The organism is Candidatus Dormiibacterota bacterium (assembly GCA_035532835.1).
Taxonomy (GTDB): Bacteria; Vulcanimicrobiota; Vulcanimicrobiia; order Vulcanimicrobiales; family Vulcanimicrobiaceae; genus DAHUXY01.
Genome location: DATKQG010000015.1, coordinates 1 through 16,664, shown reverse-complemented (window position 1 = coordinate 16,664; position 16,664 = coordinate 1). Strand labels below are relative to the sequence as shown.

Annotated in this window: 22 protein-coding genes; 3 read left to right on the top strand and 19 right to left on the bottom strand. The window is 63.1% G+C overall.

Annotation, left to right across the window (positions count from 1 at the left end):
* The 10 genes from VMW12_02310 to moaC all read right to left on the bottom strand — a co-directional run.
* A partial coding sequence (locus VMW12_02310; GenBank protein HUZ48556.1) for a PBP1A family penicillin-binding protein occupies window positions 1-1,778 on the bottom strand: 1,778 nt, incomplete at its 3' end.
* A 1-nt stretch (window position 1,779) separates the two neighbouring features.
* Window positions 1,780-2,181: a transcription antitermination factor NusB gene (gene nusB, locus VMW12_02305; GenBank protein HUZ48555.1), complete on the bottom strand. Its 402-nt coding sequence runs from the start codon at window positions 2,179-2,181 to the stop codon at window positions 1,780-1,782.
* 2 nt (window positions 2,182-2,183) lie between these two features.
* Complete coding sequence (accC, locus tag VMW12_02300; protein ID HUZ48554.1) at window positions 2,184-3,530, bottom strand: acetyl-CoA carboxylase biotin carboxylase subunit; 1,347 nt, start codon at window positions 3,528-3,530, stop codon at window positions 2,184-2,186.
* Window positions 3,531-3,534: 4 nt separating this feature from the next.
* Window positions 3,535-3,957, bottom strand: coding sequence for a biotin/lipoyl-containing protein (locus VMW12_02295; protein HUZ48553.1), 423 nt, complete (start codon window positions 3,955-3,957; stop codon window positions 3,535-3,537).
* A gap of 119 nt (window positions 3,958-4,076) precedes the next feature.
* Window positions 4,077-4,547: a 2-amino-4-hydroxy-6-hydroxymethyldihydropteridine diphosphokinase gene (gene folK, locus VMW12_02290; protein ID HUZ48552.1), complete on the bottom strand. Its 471-nt coding sequence runs from the start codon at window positions 4,545-4,547 to the stop codon at window positions 4,077-4,079.
* The gene (gene folB, locus VMW12_02285) at window positions 4,538-4,897 is read right to left on the bottom strand and encodes a dihydroneopterin aldolase (protein HUZ48551.1); all 360 of its coding nucleotides are present in this window, start codon (window positions 4,895-4,897) and stop codon (window positions 4,538-4,540) included. The genes folK and folB overlap by 10 nt, the downstream gene beginning before the upstream one ends.
* On the bottom strand, window positions 4,885-5,721 hold the full coding sequence (gene folP, locus VMW12_02280; GenBank protein HUZ48550.1) for a dihydropteroate synthase: 837 nt from the start codon (window positions 5,719-5,721) through the stop codon (window positions 4,885-4,887). The genes folB and folP overlap by 13 nt, the downstream gene beginning before the upstream one ends.
* Entirely contained in the window at window positions 5,714-7,042 is a 1,329-nt protein-coding gene (locus VMW12_02275) for a folylpolyglutamate synthase/dihydrofolate synthase family protein (protein ID HUZ48549.1), read from the bottom strand. The genes folP and VMW12_02275 overlap by 8 nt, the downstream gene beginning before the upstream one ends.
* A 2-nt stretch (window positions 7,043-7,044) precedes the next feature.
* Window positions 7,045-7,542: a MogA/MoaB family molybdenum cofactor biosynthesis protein gene (locus VMW12_02270; protein ID HUZ48548.1), complete on the bottom strand. Its 498-nt coding sequence runs from the start codon at window positions 7,540-7,542 to the stop codon at window positions 7,045-7,047.
* Window positions 7,524-8,000, bottom strand: coding sequence for a cyclic pyranopterin monophosphate synthase MoaC (gene moaC / locus VMW12_02265; protein HUZ48547.1), 477 nt, complete (start codon window positions 7,998-8,000; stop codon window positions 7,524-7,526). Before moaC ends, VMW12_02270 begins: the two co-directional genes overlap by 19 nt.
* 25 nt (window positions 8,001-8,025) lie before the next feature.
* On the opposite strand from moaC, the gene VMW12_02260 reads away from it, so the two are divergent.
* Window positions 8,026-9,210: an HD domain-containing phosphohydrolase gene (locus VMW12_02260; protein HUZ48546.1), complete on the top strand. Its 1,185-nt coding sequence runs from the start codon at window positions 8,026-8,028 to the stop codon at window positions 9,208-9,210.
* Complete coding sequence (locus VMW12_02255; GenBank protein ID HUZ48545.1) at window positions 9,207-10,121, top strand: hypothetical protein; 915 nt, start codon at window positions 9,207-9,209, stop codon at window positions 10,119-10,121. The genes VMW12_02260 and VMW12_02255 overlap by 4 nt, the downstream gene beginning before the upstream one ends.
* 7 nt (window positions 10,122-10,128) lie before the next feature.
* On the opposite strand, the gene VMW12_02250 is transcribed toward VMW12_02255, so the two are convergent.
* Both VMW12_02250 and VMW12_02245 read right to left on the bottom strand, forming a co-directional pair.
* Window positions 10,129-10,323 carry a hypothetical protein gene (locus VMW12_02250; protein HUZ48544.1) on the bottom strand — a complete coding sequence of 65 codons (195 nt, stop codon included), beginning with the start codon at window positions 10,321-10,323 and terminating at the stop codon, window positions 10,129-10,131.
* Window positions 10,320-11,180 (bottom strand): undecaprenyl-diphosphate phosphatase, encoded by an 861-nt coding sequence (locus tag VMW12_02245; GenBank protein ID HUZ48543.1) that lies wholly within the window; start codon window positions 11,178-11,180, stop codon window positions 10,320-10,322. The genes VMW12_02250 and VMW12_02245 overlap by 4 nt, the downstream gene beginning before the upstream one ends.
* 81 nt (window positions 11,181-11,261) lie before the next feature.
* Here VMW12_02245 and VMW12_02240 point away from each other — a divergent pair, with 81 nt between their 5' ends.
* Entirely contained in the window at window positions 11,262-11,654 is a 393-nt protein-coding gene (locus tag VMW12_02240; protein HUZ48542.1) for a PilZ domain-containing protein, read from the top strand.
* Window positions 11,655-11,863: 209 nt separating this feature from the next.
* On the opposite strand, the gene VMW12_02235 is transcribed toward VMW12_02240, so the two are convergent.
* The 7 genes from VMW12_02235 to VMW12_02205 all read right to left on the bottom strand — a co-directional run.
* On the bottom strand, window positions 11,864-12,496 hold the full coding sequence (locus VMW12_02235; protein ID HUZ48541.1) for a TonB family protein: 633 nt from the start codon (window positions 12,494-12,496) through the stop codon (window positions 11,864-11,866).
* 77 nt (window positions 12,497-12,573) lie between these two features.
* The gene (locus VMW12_02230) at window positions 12,574-13,302 is read right to left on the bottom strand and encodes a TonB family protein (protein ID HUZ48540.1); all 729 of its coding nucleotides are present in this window, start codon (window positions 13,300-13,302) and stop codon (window positions 12,574-12,576) included.
* A 4-nt stretch (window positions 13,303-13,306) separates the two neighbouring features.
* Window positions 13,307-13,696 carry a biopolymer transporter ExbD gene (locus tag VMW12_02225; protein ID HUZ48539.1) on the bottom strand — a complete coding sequence of 130 codons (390 nt, stop codon included), beginning with the start codon at window positions 13,694-13,696 and terminating at the stop codon, window positions 13,307-13,309.
* A 56-nt stretch (window positions 13,697-13,752) separates the two neighbouring features.
* On the bottom strand, window positions 13,753-14,157 hold the full coding sequence (locus VMW12_02220; GenBank protein HUZ48538.1) for a biopolymer transporter ExbD: 405 nt from the start codon (window positions 14,155-14,157) through the stop codon (window positions 13,753-13,755).
* 24 nt (window positions 14,158-14,181) lie between these two features.
* Window positions 14,182-14,847, bottom strand: coding sequence for a MotA/TolQ/ExbB proton channel family protein (locus VMW12_02215; GenBank protein HUZ48537.1), 666 nt, complete (start codon window positions 14,845-14,847; stop codon window positions 14,182-14,184).
* Window positions 14,848-14,980: 133 nt separating this feature from the next.
* Entirely contained in the window at window positions 14,981-16,327 is a 1,347-nt protein-coding gene (locus VMW12_02210; protein ID HUZ48536.1) for a tetratricopeptide repeat protein, read from the bottom strand.
* Window positions 16,328-16,401: 74 nt separating this feature from the next.
* On the bottom strand, window positions 16,402-16,664 hold a 263-nt coding region (locus tag VMW12_02205; GenBank protein ID HUZ48535.1), incomplete at its 5' end, for a 3-deoxy-7-phosphoheptulonate synthase.

Genomic DNA, 16,664 nt, shown 5'->3' with positions numbered 1-16,664 from the left:
GCCCAAATGCGGGCCGGAATATCGCCGCCGTACGATTCGTTCATCCGCGAGTAGTTGTCGTTGCCGATCCATACCGCCGTCACCAGATCCGGCGTGTAGCCGACGAACCACGCATCGCGGAAATCGGACGTCGTCCCGGTTTTTCCGGCGGCCGGTCGACCGATGATGGCATTCGGATACCCCGTGCCGTGCGTGATGACGCCCTCGAGCATCTTGGTCACGATGTAGGCGGTGCCCGCACTCACCACTTCGTCGGCCGGCGGATACTGATCGTCCAAGACGACGTTGCCGAGCGAGTCCTTCACCACGCGCAGCGCGGTCGGGTCGATGTGAATGCCCTGGTCGGCAAGCGTTTGATATCCGCTCGCTTGATCCAGCACCGTCACCACCGAGGATCCTAACGCGAGCGAGAGATTCGCGTCCAAGCGCGCGCGCACGCCCATCTTATGCGCGTATTCAATCACCTTATCCAGGCCGATCTGGTCCGCAAGTTTGACGGCGACGACGTTACGCGAGAGCGCGAGCGCGGTCGCCAGGGTCACCGGGCCCATAAAACGGCCGTCGTCATCTTTGGGGTACCACGTCGTGCCGTCGCCCATCGGATAGCCGACCGGCGAATCGTCGATGCGCGTCGATGCCGGCATGCCGGAATCGATCGCCGCGGTGTAGAGATAGGCTTTGAACGACGAGCCGGGCTGGCGATGCGCCTGCCACGCGCGATTGAACTGATTGCTCAACGAGAAGCCGTTGCCGCCGATCATGGCGACGATCTCGCCGGTGGACGGACGGATCGCGACCAGCGCGCCTTCGTGTGCGTTGACGCCTTCGGCGCGCGCTTGCGCGATGCCCCACGTGACGGCATCCTGCGCGATCCGCTCCATACGCGGATCCAACGCCGTATCGACTTGTAAGCCGCCCTCTTCTACCGCTTGGGTGCCGAAGAGTTTGTCGAGCTGCGCGATCACATAGGTCGTGTAATACGGATAGAGATAGCCCTGTAATCCCGACGCACGCTGCTTGGCTAGGCCCAGCGGCGCATCGTACGACGCGTCGGCGTGCGCCTGGGTGATGAAGCCGCTCGCGACCATCCGATCGAGCACGTGGCGCTGCCGCTCGCGCGCCAATTGTAAATTGACGAACGGCGAATAATCCGAGGGCGCCGCCACGACGCCGGCGATCATCGCGGCTTGGGCCGTATCGAGCTTGTCGACGCTCTTGCCGAAGTAGGTGTGGGCGGCAGCGTCCACGCCGTACGCGCCGGAGCCGAGGTAGACGATGTTGAGATAGCGCTCGAGGATCTCGTCCTTCGTATAATAGCGCTCGATCTCCATCGCCAGCAGCGCCTCCTGAATCTTGCGCGAGATCGAAATCTCGTCGTTCAGGAACAGCTTGCGCGCGAGTTGTTGCGTGATCGTGGACGCGCCCTGGAACTGCTGGTGCGTGAGGTCGGCGATGGCGGCACGCAAGATGCCTCCGAAGTCGACGCCGTGGTGATAGTAAAAATTGTGGTCTTCGTTAGCGATAAAGGCGTGTTGCACGTCGAGCGGGATGCGCGCGATCGGCACCCAGACGCGGTTTTCTTTATATACCGAGGCGATGAGCGTGCCGTCACGGGCGAAGATCCGCGTGGAGCGGGCCGGCTGATAATCGGCCATCCGGCTGATGTCGGGTAGCTTGCGCGAGTAGGTCGCCACGATGCCGGCCACCGTGCCGATACCGAAGAGCACCAACAGCAACGCGCCGATCCAGACTCCGCGCCAAACGGAGCTGCGCCGCACCTTAGGCTTTCGCGTTCGCAACCGCACTAAGTACGCCGTTTACGAAGCGCCCGGAATCCTCGGTGGAAAATTTTTTCGCCAGCTCGACGGCTTCGTTGATCACCACCGGAGCCGGCGTCTGCGGGCGACAACGCAATTCGAACGTTCCCATTTCAAGGAGTAAACGGTCGATCGTCGGCAAACGTTCGACCGTCCATCCCTCCATGAGCGGCGCGAACGCACTGTCGGCTTCGTCCGTATAGTCGAGCGAACCGAGCACGAGATCCTTGACGAACGCGCGATGCTCGGCCGGGGCCGCATCGCCGATGATCTCGCTTAACGCATCCGCGGCGTCGCGATGTCCGACGACGATCGAGTAGAGTGCTTGCAGAGCTTGTTCGCGCCCCATGCGCCGAGATGCCACTGCTACACCCGCGCCTTGAGCAGCGAGGGTAAGAAACCGATATCGTAACGGCCTTCGCGAAAGCGCGGGTGCGCCAAGATTTCCAGGCATTGCTCGATCGTGGTATTCACGCCGTCCACGACCGTCTCGCGCAACGCCCGCTCCATGCGCGCGATCGCGGCGTCGCGCGTCTCGCCGAACGCGACGATTTTGGCGAGCATCGAATCGTAGTACGGCGGAATCGTCGCCCCGGCGTAAACGTGCGTATCGACGCGGATCCCCGGCCCGCCCGGGAACACGACGTCCGCGAGGGTCCCGGCCTGCGGGGCGAAGTTGTTGGACGAATCCTCGGCGTTGATACGACACTCGATGGCGTGGCCGCGGGCCACCAAATCGCGCTGCGTGTACCCCAGCGTCTCGCCCGACGCAATGCGAATCTGCTCTTTGACCAAGTCGATGCTGTAGACCATTTCGGTGACCGGGTGCTCGACCTGGATGCGCGTGTTCATCTCCATAAAAAAGACTTGGTCGCCGCTCACGAGGAACTCGAGCGTCCCGGCGTTGCTATACCCGACGTGCTTGCAGGCGCGCACCGCCATATCGTGGAGCGCGTTGCGCGCTTTTTGCGAAAGGTTGGGCGCGGGAGCCTCTTCGATCAGTTTTTGGTGCGACGGCTTCTGCACCGAACAGTCGCGTTCGCCCAGATGCACCACATTGCCGAACGAGTCGGCCAAGACTTGAACCTCGATGTGACGCGGATCGATGATGAGCTTTTCCATGTAGAGCCGGCCGTCTTTGAAACTCGCTTCGGCTTCGGCCGTCGCGCTCGAAAACGCGCGCTCGAGGTCCTGCTCGTTCCCGACCGTGCGCATCCCCTTGCCGCCGCCGCCGGCCGTGGCCTTGAGGAGCACCGGGTAGCCGATCTTCTTCGCCGCCTTGCGCGCTTCGTCGGCCGAACTCAGAATATCGGTGCCGGGCGTGGTCGCTACGCCGGCGTCGTGCATCACGCGTTTGGCCGTCGCCTTATCGCCCATCGCGGCAATGACGCTCGGCTTTGGGCCGATGAACGTGAGGCCGTGGTCGGCGCAGATCTCGGCGAAGCGAGCGTTCTCGGCCAGGAAACCGTAGCCGGGATGAACGGCGTCGCAGCCGGTGATCAGCGCCGTTGAAATGACGTTGGGTATGTTGAGGTACGACCGCGCCACCGGGCCCGGGCCGACGCAGAAGGCCTCATCGGCTTGCCGCACGTGCAGCGACTCCCGATCGGCCTCTGAGAACACCGCAACCGTACGCACCCCTAGCTCTTGGCAGGCGCGATTGATACGCAGGGCAATCTCGCCGCGGTTGGCGATCAACACTTTTTTGAAAATCGATTTATCCTCGGTCGAGTTCGAAGAGCGGCTGGCCGTACTCCACCGGGTCGCCGTCGGTCGCGCGGATGGCGACAACGCGACCCGCACCACGACTGCGCACCGGATTGCGGATGCCTAGTGCTTCAATATACGCCAGTTCCCGGTCGCCCTCGAGGCGTTCGCCCTCGAACGGCTGCGGCCGGCACAAATGAAAGATCCCCACGAGGTCGGCCCGCACCGTATCGAGTTTGACCGGCGCGGCAGCCGTCGCGGATTCGAACTCGGACGGAAGCTCCGCGAGCCCGGCGGGTACGTAGTTACGCGCGAGTTCGATCGCCTCGTGCTTGCGCTCGACCCGAACGCGAAGGAGATCGCTCGCAACAAAGGCCTGCGCTAGGACGCGCACGCGCTCAGCGAGGCCGGATAGGTGCTGCTCGTCGGACATGACCGCCTTCGTTTCGCTACGGACCTCGCCTGCCCCGCCCCGCGGGTTTGGGGCGCCAAGCGGCGGCCGCCGAAGGCTCGCTTGGCGGCGACCCTTGCCGTGTCCCCGGCAAGACCTCCTCAGCCCGTTCGACCAACGTATGGCGTAACGCCGTCGCGCTCGGAAGCTTGCAACGCGTCGCGCGCCGGCCGATAGCGATCGTCGATCTCCGCCAACGGGACGAGCACGAACGCTCGCTCGTACAGGTGCGGGTGCGGAACGCGCAGCGTGGCCAGCTCCACGCTTTCGTCGTCGTAGGTGAGAATATCCAGATCGATCGCTCGCGGCCCCCAGCGCTCGCCGGGCGTGCGCCCAAGCCGCGTCTCAATCGCCTTGAGCGCATCGAGCAACGCTAACGGCGTAAGATCGGTATCGAGCCGAACGACCGCGTTGATGAAGGCGGGCTGATCGGTTCTTCCCCAAGGAGCGCTGCGATAGAGCGACGATTGCGCGCGCACCGAGCCGAGGCTCGCCAATGCGACGATCGCATCGCGTACGCGCGCCGCCGAGTCGCCGAGGTTGGAGCCGATTCCGACGTACGCTAGCGCCAACGCGGATTGTCGCGCTCGAGCGTGACCGACGGCGTAGCGCCTTCGAGCAACGCCGGTTTCGCAATGGAGATCTGCGCGCGCCGTACGCGCGCGTCGGCGAAGACCACGTGCAGCAACTCGCCGGCGAGCCGCTCCAACAGTGCGTAGGAACGCGTGCGTACGATTTCGGTGAGCCGGCGATGCAGGCCGGCGTAGTCCACCGTGTCTCCCAGCACATCGGAAGCCTGGGCCGAGCGCAAATCGACCTCGAGCAGCACGTCGATATCGAAGGGCTGCTCGCGATCGCGTTCTCCCGGATTCGCTCCATGGCGACCGTAGACGCGCATGCCGCGCAGCGCTATGCGGTCCACGTTGCCGGCCTCCAGCCACGCTCGATCGCATCGCTCACCGCGATGACGTCGCGCGTCTCCGCAACGTCGTGCACCCGCACGATATCGATGCCGGCTGCAATCGCGAGCGCGGTCGTAGCGGCGGTGCCGAAGGCGCGCTCGGCGGGTTCGCGCCCGGTGAGTTTGCCAAGCGTCGATTTACGCGACGTCCCAAGGAGCGTCGGAAACCCGAGCTGCGTGAGACGCCGTAACTCGGCGAGAACCGCGATATTTTGATCGGCCGTCTTCCCAAAGCCGATACCCGGGTCGACGATCATCGGCACGCCGCACGACCGGGCCCGTTGCGCGGCGTCGCGCAGCGCCGCTACCACGTCGTCCATCACGTTGCCGTCGTAATGCGTGCCGTGCTGATTGTGCATGGCGACGAACGGCGTGGCGCATTCGACCGCAACGGCCAGCATGTCGTCCGGCGCGCCCCAGACGCAGTTGATGATGTCGGCACCCGCCGCGCACGCGGCCTTTGCCACCGCCGGCTTGTACGTATCGATCGAAATCGGAGCGCTCGGTAGCGCCGAGCGCACGCCTCGGATCACCGGCACGACGCGAGCGAGTTCTTCTTCCACGTCCAGCAGGGTGTGGCCGGGGCGCGTCGACTCACCGCCGATATCTAAAATATCCGCGCCACGCTCCCATTGACCGATCGCACTCGCGATCGCGAGTTGCGCGTCCTCGATGCCGTCGCCGGAGAACGAATCCGGAGTGACGTTGACGATCGCCATGAGATAGGTTCGGGCACCCCAGTCGAACGTCGTGTCGCGAACGCGGAGCGGCTCGCGATCAGACATGCGCGGTATCGAAATCGAGAACGTGCTCGAACCACCACGCTCGCAGCATCGCGACGATGAACGTCGACCCCGTTACGACGACGACGTCGTCGTCCGTTGCCGAGCGCCTCGCAACCGCCAAGGCTTCGACCGGATCGTCGATCGCGCGGCCCCAAGCCCCGATCGATTCCGCAATCGCGGCGAGACGCGCCGGCCGCATCGCCTGCCGCCCCGCTGCGGCGAACGTCGTAAAAATGAACGATGCTCCGGCCGAAGCGAAGGCGCGCAAGATCTGCTCGGCATCCTTACTCTGACCGATGGCGACGACGAAGCGAAAACGCCGCCCGGGGAATCGCTCTCGCAACGACATCGTCAGGTGTTCGGCTTTCTCGGCGTTGTGTGCGATGTCGAATACCACGCTCGGATGGCCGCTGAAAAGTTCCATGCGTCCCGGAATCGCAAGGTGAGCGAACCCGGTCTCGATCGCCTCGATACTCGGGCGCAGGTTCGCATCGAGAGCCTCCAGAGCCACGATCGCCGTTGCGGCATTCGCGCGTTGAAACTCACCCAGGACCGGAAGTGCGATGTCGTAGCGTCCGCGCGCCGTTGTAACGTTGAAACGCTGTCCCGCGCGCGCGGCCTCGTAGTTTTCGACGGCCGCCGCTTGCGCAACGCGCACGACCGGCGCACCGACCTCCCGCGCGTGCGCCTCGATTACGGCGAGCGCCTTCGGGTCTTCGGCCGCGAGCACGAGCGGAACGTACGGCTTCGCAATACCGGCCTTTTCGCGCGCGATCTCTTCGATCGTGTCGCCCAGAACGTCCATGTGATCGAAACCGATCGAGGTGATGACGCCCACCTGCGGCACGATGACGTTGGTGCCGTCGAGCGAGCCGCCCAGGCCCACTTCGATCGCCGCGATATCGACCCGTTCTTGCGCAAAATAACAGAACGTCAACGCGAGAAGCGTCTCGTAATAGGTCGGTCGGCCGTGCGCCTGCGTCGTCCGCTCGATCGCGGGCATCATCTCGTCGAGCAATGCCGCAAAACGCTCCTCCGCGATCGCGACGCCGTCGATGCGCGCGCGCTCGGTCATCGAACGAAGGTGCGGCTTGGTATGCAGGCCGACGCGCATGCCGGCGGCTTGGAGCGCCGCGGCGATCATCGTCGACGTCGAGCCCTTTCCGCTGGTGCCGGCGACGTGCAGGCTGAGAAATGCGCGCTGAGGGTCGCCGAGTTCGCGCATGAACGCGTGCATGCGCTCCAAACGGTAGGGCAGCCGGCGCGAGATCGTTTCGTTGATGGTGCCCAGCAGATAGTGCTCGGCTTGGCGGAACGACATGCTCATCCGTCGATCACGTCGCCGCGCAGCAGCTCGAGCGCGTGCGGCAGAACCGGAAGGATCACGTCGAGCGACTCGGCGACCGCTTTGGGGCTACCCGGCAAATTGACGATCAAGGTCCGGTGACGCACCCCGGCGATCGCTCGCGAGAGCATCGCGGTGCGAACGATCTGCATCGAGGCGGAGCGGATCGCCTCGGCGATGCCCGGCACTTCGTAGTCCAGAATCGCGGCGGTGGCCTGCGGCGTTCGATCGCGCGGCCCAAGGCCGGTCCCGCCGCTGGTGAGCACCAGTGCCGCACTTCCCCGATCGGCGATATCGATCAACTCAGCCTGAAGCGACCCGGGATCGTCCGGAAGCACGAGCTCACGCACGATATCGTAGCCGCCGCCGAGCCGCTCGCGCATGACCGGAATGCACGCGTCAGCTCGCCGGCCGTCGGCGGCGCGGTCGGAAAGAACGATCAACGCCACGGTAAAGCTCACGCCGGCGCCAGCCAATGCCCGCTCTTCCCACCGGTTTTTTCGAGCAGCCGGACGGACTCGATGCAGATGCCCTTGTCCATCGCCTTGCTCATATCATAGATGGTCAGCGCGGCCACGCTGGCGGCGACCATCGCCTCCATCTCAACTCCGGTCTGCGCGCTGGTGATCGCCTCGGCCACGATCCGCAAGGTGGTGTCGTCGAACCAGTCGATCCGCACGTCGACGCGAGCGAGCGGCAGCGGATGGGCAAGCGGAATTAAGGCCGCAGTTTGTTTGGCAGCCATGATGCCGGCCAACTGCGCGGTGACGAAGGCGTCACCCTTGGGAAGCGTCGATTCTCGCAGCACCGTCGCGGCCTGGGGGCTCATCCGTACGCGAGCCTCGGCGCGCGCTGTGCGCGTCGAGACGGCTTTGCCCGAGACATCGACCATGGAAATGCTGCCGTCGGTTAAAATATGTGAGGGTTTCTGCACGGCAATATGTAAAGCGCGGTAGTTAATGACGCTATTCCAGGACACCGGCGGCGATCCTCGGGCGACGGCTGCCCGATTGGCCGACGTCCTCGCGTGGTACGGGGCGGTGGGCGACGCCGCTTGCGGAAATCCGAGCGGCTTCGCACTTCGCAAAGCGGCCCTCGGTGCGGCTCTGGCAGAAACCGTGAGCCCCGACGAAGAGGAACGCCCCGCCATTGCGTTCGCGGGGCTGTTGCACGCGATCGGCGCCATCGGGAACGCGGCCTTTAAAAAGGGCGGCGATCCGCTCTCCGAACGTTCGGCGCGCATCGAGGCCTGGGACGTTCCCGCGCAGGGAGCGCGAATCTGCGCCGCGATGGGCATGCTCCCGGCGGCCACGCCGGACATCGTTCGCTGGCAAGCCGAATGTTGGGACGGCACCGGATTCCCCGATCAGTTACGCTGGCACGGCATACCGCGCTCGGCGCAATGCCTGCTGTTGGCGGACGTTTTTCTGCGAGCCGAAGATCCCGACGACGCGCTCGCGATGGTCTACCTCCGAAGCGGGCGTTCGTTTGGCCCGGATACAGCCCGGGCGTTCACTTCGTGGTTTCATCTCAACGGCGGAAACGTTCCCGCACCGGTGCTTCCAATCGATGCGCTGACGGCCGCACCCGGCGACGATCTCGCCCTGTTGGATGCGATCGCCGGTCGCGTCGATGCGCACAACGGCGTGCCGGGACGCTGGCAACGCGTTCACGCGCTTGCCGATGGCACCGCAGCGATCGTCGGTGTCGACGCGGCGCAGCGCGCGGCTCTCGGCCTTGCCGCGCGCCTCTATGGTGCGGGCGAACTCTACTGCACCGACGTCGAGGACGCTCAGTTCGATCCGCTCGCCCGCATGGGCATCGACGAGCGCGCGAAGAACGCGGGCGCGGCCGCCGACCTGCTCGCCGACAACGCCACGCTCGGCCACGTTGCGGAGATCCTTCGGGCACGCGCGGAATGGTACGACGGAACCGGAAAGCCCGCCGGTATGAAACACGGCGAGATCCCGGTCGGCTCGCGCATCCTGGCGGCAACGATCGCCTTCGATACGCTCCACGAGGAGCGTTCGTCCCTGCGCTCGGAGCGCGGCGCGCCGATGCAACGCATCGACACCGCCATCGGCACGCAATTCGACCCGCTGGTCGTTCGCGCACTGCTGACGGCCACGAAAGCGCACGCATGATCGAGCTCCCCGAACGCACTAGGCGCGTCTCTCCGTCGCGATTGCTCGAATTGCTGCAGCGTTACGATTGCCACAGCTTGGTCGATCCGTTTATGGGTCTGCCCACGCACCTCAACTACCTCAAGCGCCACGGCATCTCGGTGCACGGCGGCGACCTTCTCGAGTGGTTCGTACGCGTCGGCGAAGGGATCGTGGTCAACGACCAGACGATCCTGCGCGATAGCGAGGTCGCCGAAATCGTCGAGATGCTACCGGGGCGGATCTACTCGGTGGACATGTTCAAGGCGTGGGAAGGGGTCTTCTTTACCGAAGAGCAGTGCGTCTATCTCGGCGTCTGGCACGATAACGTCCGGAACCTCCGCAGCGACGGGCAGACCGGGCTGGCCATTCTGGGTTTGTGGCGCGCGTTCTGTTACTGGCTACAAAAAACGCAGAACCCCGACGACATGCAGGACATTCAGCCGAGCGAACTTGCGTGGACGTATATCCGCGACACCGAGTGCGTGGTCGGCACCAACCTGCGCCGCAACACGGTTCGCCAGGGCGACGTCCTCGCGACGCTCGGCGCGCAGCGCGCCGACGCACTCTTTCTCGCGCCGCCCGCGCGCAATTCGTTCCGCAGCGCGGACGCGCGCATCTGGATGTGGGAAGCGTGGTGGCAGGGCAATCCCTACTTCACCATCGAGCACGCGTACCGAGATTCGCTCTTAGGTGCGCGTGCCTCGGAGATCCCGGCGTATTCTCGCGCGATTTCGAACATTCTCTCGCAAGCGGACGACTACCGCACCATCATCGTGCAAACCACCCAGAACCGGCTGGGCGATTTCGAGCCGCTGGTACGCAACGCGCGTCCGCACGTTGAGATCGTCGCGCCGCACCCCTACGAGATCTATCTGATCGCGACCAAATAGCCGCGCGTTAGTGACGCGCGGGCGCGTCCTGGAATCGGGCCCAGACCAGGCAAAGCAGGCTCAAGATCCACGCCACCACCAGGTGCGAAACGTGGTGCGCGTGCGCGGTCCCGGATTTCGTCAAGAAGTTGATCGAGCCCAAGCCGTAGAGTAATCCGATGATGAAAAAGAACGCGGCCAACACGAATGCCAGAATTTTCACGTTAGAACTCCCATGCGCGCGAGCACGAAGCACGTCACGCCGACGATGAGGCAATACCAACCGAACGGCCGAAGATCGTTCGATTTGAAGTACCGAGTGAGAAACGCCACGGATAAATAAGCGGCAACGCCCGATACGATGCATCCGACGATCGCCTGCATCGCGACGACGTGCGCGTCGGGCGCGAAGAGCTTGGGGATTTCCAGGAGCGATGCCGCCAAGATCACCGGGGTAGCAAGCAAAAAGGAGTAGCGCGCGGCATCTTCGTGATCGAGATCGCAAAGCAAGCTCGCAACCATCGACGCGCCCGAGCGCGAGATGCCCGGCAGCAACGCGAACGACTGCGCGAAGCCTACGCCGACGCTTTGGGCGAAGGTCAGCCGTTCGATCGGGTGATCGGTACGTCCGACCGCCGCATGCTGCCTGCGACGCAGAGCCTCGCCGGCGAACATCACCAAGCCGTTGATCGCGAGGAAGGCCGCGGCCGGAGCGGGCGACCCGAAGAGCGCTCGTACGGGATGCTGCAGCAGCACGCCCAGAATGCCCACCGGAATCGTGCCCACCACGAGCAACCATCCGATACGCTCGTCTCGCTCGTCGCTCAATTTCCCGCGCACGACGCTCGCGACGAGCGCTCGAACGATCGCCCACCATTCCTTACGGTAGAACGTCAAGAGTGCCAGAGCCGTGCCCAGGTGCAGGACGACGACGAAGGCCAAAAAGGTCGGGCCCGAGCGGTCGATATTCCGCCAATGCAGCAAGGCCGGCACGAGAATGGTGTGCCCGAGGCTCGATATCGGAAAGAGTTCGCTTACGCCCTGAAGGAGCGCGAGGACGATCGCCTGGATGTCTGTCACGAAGGCCTGGGTTACGCCTCGCTATAGGGCGCTGCCTCCCTGCGGGAAGGATTGATTGCGCGCCGAGGGAAGCGCAAACGTGTGGAGTACACCACCAAACCGGACGACGAGAACGATCTGCAGTCCGAACGCGAATTCGACCGCGTCGGCGACGCATTGCTGGTCTCATATAGCATCGGTGACGATTTCGCGCCGGAGTTTACCGAGACGTACGATATCGCGCTGGGCGGCCTAGCCATGCTCAGTAATGCCGAGCTGGAGAAAGACCACGAGATCTCCGTCCAGCTCGAACTGCGCGGCGACACCCAGCCGATTTTACGCATTCGCGGTATCGTCCGCTGGTCGCGCTACGATCCGATGCTGCAACGCTATCGCACCGGCGTCGCCTTCCTCGAAATCGACGAAGGTACCAAGGCGCATCTCCAGCGCTACATCGACACGCTGCATCTCCTCCGCGACATGGGCATGCTCTAGCCGCTCGACCGCCGCCGGCTAACGCGCAACGGGCAACGGCCTGCCGGAAAGGCCCTAGTGCTTTGGGGGACCTGTGATTTTTGGGCAATCGACATGGATGTCGACTTCCTTTGGCCGTTGCCCAAAAACATAGGAGCAGGAGGCGTGCAGGATGCACGCCGACGAGCGCTCCCCCAAAACACCTGGGCTTTCCGGCAGGCCGTCGCCCGTCACCACGCCGCGAATTTAACGCCGAACACGTACGTGCTCGCGATCGCTTTGCAGTTCGCATAGGCGGGCGCGTAGTGCGCCCCGTTCGCCATCGATTCGGCAATCAAATCCAGCGAAGGGTTGCCGGTGCTTTGCGTAACGGTCGTGCCGGTTATGACGCCGTGCCGATCGAGCGAGACGCGCACGCGCGCGGTTCCGCTGGTTGCCTGCGCGCGCACGGCCGGCGGAATCTCCGCTGGGGGCGGCGAGCCGACCAGCATCGCGGGGACGGCGGCCGCGGCACAAGCAACGGCCTGCGGGGTCGGGTGGGCAGTCGGGCTTGGAACGGGAGCGGCCGATGCCGCAACGATGGGAGGCTGACGCACGCCGTGCGGTGAGGCGGGAACGGCCTTGGATGGGAGCGCGGTCGTCGCGGGTTTCGGCTGCGCCATGGCGGGCTTCGGCGTCGGCGGTGGGCTCGGGAGGCTGCGCTGCACCGTGACGATCTGCGCGCGACGTTGGAGCGTCACCACCTGCGACTCCACGGGCGGCGGCTGCAGCGGGCGTCGCACCACGAACGCGACGACCGCGTGCACCAGCAGCGAAAAGACGAAAGCTGCAAGCAAGATGCGACGCGCGCGGCGACTCTCCATAGATGATCGAGGCGTACGGCAAAACAAAGGGACGCTCCCTCATTGGGAGCGTCCCTTTGTTTTGGTTTACGAATCGGTTAGTCTGCGGTGAAGTCCATTCGGAAGAGGTAATGCCCCTGCACCGGCGTGCAGTCCTTAGCCGCAGGCGCATACGATGACTGGCGTGCGGCCAGCAAGGCATTGCGGTCGATGGCAAAGTTCCCTGAGGACTTATAGACCTTCGCATCCACCAGCGAACCCGTTGCGCTGACGGTGACTTCGACCTGAACCGTTACCGGCCCGAGGTTGAGGTCGCGAGCCGAACTCGGATAATCCGGGACTTGCGGATTGGTTACCGTCGCGTCATGCGTCGGATTCGCACACGCGGGTGCGAGCGTCGGCGCAGGCGTGGCCGGGGACGGACTAGCCGTGCCCTGTCCCGCCGGAACGCCGCTCTCCGACCCGGATTTCGGCGCGGTATAGGTGCTCGTTGTCGAAGACGTCGAGCTACTGTTCGAGGTCTTGGGGACGTTGAGCTTGAGTTTGGGCTGCGGCGCCGTTTGCTTCGGCGGCGGCGTCGCCTGAGGAGGCGGCGTCGGCGTCGGAGGGGGCGTCGGCGTTGGAGGCGGCGGGGTTGGGACGCGTACGCGAATCTTCTTGGTTACCGAGACCTTCTCTACTTGCTGATCTTCGTGATGCTTGGTGAGATCCGGGAAGAGCGGAATAGCCAAGGTATGAAGGACGAGCGAGAGTACGAACGCCCAGCCAAGAAAATGGCGAACGCGTTCGCCCGTGGTGATGAACGGTGAGTCGTCTTTTTTAGCCATGAAGTTATTGACTCGCCCCCTGCGGGGTCCCCTCGATATGGTTGGCTAACCCGAAATCGGTAAGATCGACCGACTTCGCGGCATCCATGACCTGTAAGATCACCCCATAGCTCGCTTGGGGATCGGCTTTGATGATGACGCTCTTGAATTTGTGATCGGTATTGTTCTGGAGGTCTGCAAAGGCTTGCTTCGCTCCACTTACCGAAACGGTCGTCGAACCGATCTGAATATCGTTCTTATCGTTGATAATCACGACGATCTGCGAAGGCTGCACCTTATCCCGGTTATGGGCATCGGGCAGCTTCGGCTCTTTCGTAACTGCGGCGAGAATAATGAAGATGATGAGGAGAACTAACAACACATCCGTAAACGGCGTGATGTTAATCGTTGACATCACTTCATCTTCGCCTCCACCTGTCGAAACGGCCACGAGTCTGTTTAAACCTCCACCTAGGACGTGACGAAGCCGACGTCGTTGAGATTAGCTTCCTTAGCGGCATCGAGGATTCGGATGATGACGCCGTAAGGCGCTTTGGCATCCGCGATGATCGAGACGTGGTGATTGGGCTTTTTCTTCGATGCGTCGTACATCACGCGATAGATACCGACGGTATCCGTCTTCGTGCCGTCGACGTAGATGACGCCCTTATTGTTCACGTCTACTTCGATGTCGTTATGGTTGATGTTTTTAGTCGCATTGGTATTGCTGTGGTTAGGAAGCTCTTTTTCGAAGCCCGGCGGCGTCTGGATAGCGGCCAAAATCATGAAGATGATGAGCAGGACCAAGAGCACGTCGGTGAACGGCGTGATGTTGATCTCCGCCATTACCTCTGCGTCTTGTTGCGCCGAGAGCATTGACACGGTATGCCTCTTCCGCTCTTACTTAGCCGACTTAGGCTGATAGAGCTCGGTCGGAATCGGCGCGCCGGTATTGTGGAAGTGCAACATTTCGGCCAATTGGTTCGCCGCGACGATCATCTCTTGGTTGTAACCCTTGATTCGCGACTTGAAGTAGTTGAAGAAGATCACGGCCACGATTGCGACGGCGAGACCGCCGAAGGTGGTGATCAGTGCTTCGGAGACGCCCGCGGCAACGACGGCCGGCGAAGAGTTGCCTTTGAGCGCGATCTCTTGGAACGCGCGGATGATACCGAGAACGGTACCGGCCAAGCCCACGAACGGAGCGATAACGGCGATCGTACCGATGACGCCGAGATTCCGCTCGAGAGCGTTGAGGTGCTCCATCAGTGCGATCGAAAGCGCGTCGGTGATATCGGCGCGGTTCTTTTCACCACGAAGCAACCCGAACTCGAGAATGCGCGGAAGCATGCCCTTGTTGGATTGGCAAATTTTGATGGCGCCTGCGAGATCGTCGGTCGAAATTTTCGAACCGATTTGGCGCAGCAAGCCCTTGGTATCGCCATGTTGCGCCGAGAAGAACACGAGGCGTTCGATGACGATGGCGACTACAGTGATCGAGAGAATGAGCAGGATCCACATATCGGGACCGCCCTGCTTCATGACGCTCAAGAATCCGTCAAACACGAGTTTTCCGACCCCTCCCATTTACGGGTGTTTAGAGAGTGCATCTAGACAAGAAAAAAGTTCGGCAGTGACCTGCCGCTCCGAGGGCGGACCATTGGCCCACCCGGGAGCATTATCCTGGTTACTCCGACGCCTACGGCGGCGGTGTCGAGCCCGTATGCGGGGCTTCGATATTATGAGCGATAAACGTTTCGATTTGCGTTGAAAGCTGAGTATTTCCGGCAGCTTTGGCTAGGCCGTCTGCCTTTGTGAGATATACCAGCGCTTGCTTCTTATCCGATTCTTGATGCCCGGTGGCCCAAACCGCGGCCTGTGCCACGCCGACGGCGTAGTTGGTCATGACATCGTTGGGCGCTGCGGCAAGGGCCTTCTGGCCGTAGATCAGCGCCTTATTGTAATCGGGTTTTTGCTCGTTCATGATCGCGAACACCGCGGATGAGTATGCGTTCGCGATGAGTTGCGGCACCTTCGACGCGGCAGCCAGATCGTAGTTCTTGATTGCCTCGTCGTAGTTCTTTGCTTGCTGAGCCTGATTGCCGAGCGTCAGGTAGTGGCTACCCATCAATTCGGCCGCCATCGTGCTCGATGGATTCAGCGCCTGCATCTCCGCGGCCAAGGCGGCTGCGCCGGCGGTATCGTTATTTGCGAGGTATGCCGCCAAAAGATGGCTATCGACACCGAATTTCACGTTTTTGGTCGTTTTCGGATCGGCGAACAGGCGCGCGTGCACGTTTTTGAGCGTCGCGATGCCCTGAGGAAATTGCTTCCCGCCGATCTGAGCTACGCCGAGCGCGAACTGCGAGTTGGTACCCGGATCGAGCGCGACGGCCTTCTGCGCGTAAGCGAGTGCCGTGGTGGGATCGCTCTCCGCAAGTTTGACCGCTTGGTTGGCCAACGACTGCGCCGCAACCGCAGGCCACGGCTTGGGTATCGGGTTGGCTTTCGCAAACGCCCCGGCGGCCGCCGGGAGATCGTTGCCGTAGTAGCTGGCAACGCCCAACAGCACCAGCGCCCCGTTGTCGTTGGGGTTGGCCGCGAGGGCCGCACGTGCGGCTGCTTCGGCCTGCGGATACTTTCCGCTACGGATCAGGTTCTCGACGCCGGCGTTACCCAGAGCGTCAGGCGCCTGCACGGACTTCCCGTTGAACTTTAGCGTGAAATCGTAGAACGAGACGGTCGGCGTAGTCCCGCAGTGGGCCGGACGGTACGTTGACGTGTTTGCGATCTCGATCGCCGCTTCGTTGTCGCCCTTGTTCGAGGAGCGAATCACCTTGGTGACCTTGTGCGTGCCGTCGGCATTGACTTGCACCTGTAATTGCACCGTGCCGGAGCCCGCGATATCTTTGGATGTCGTCCCCTGTTTGATGACTCTCGCGAGCGAGAAGTCATGCTGACAGACCTCGGCGAGAGCCGGAAGAGCGACGAACGCGCATCCTGCCCCGAAGGCGATGGCAGCGACGATACGGGAAGTGGATCTCATCAAGTACCTCTGGGAGAGTGATGTTATCGATTCAACGAAAAACCAACCCCGGTTATTGCGGCGCCGGCGCCGATCTAGGCAATAATCCGGGCGGCCGGCAAGCGCCGGCCTACTGCCGCCGCCATGACCGTCAGGCGCCCCATCAACGAGCCGAACGCTTCGACCGAGAGGGATTGCTGTCCATCCGAGACGGCCACGGCCGGGTCGGGATGAACTTCCACCAAGAGCCCGTCCGCGCCCGCCGCCACACCCGCAAGGGCCATCGGCTCTACCAAGCGCGCGAGCCCGGTGCCGTGTGACGGATCGACGATAACCGGCAGGTGGGTCAGCTCGGCCA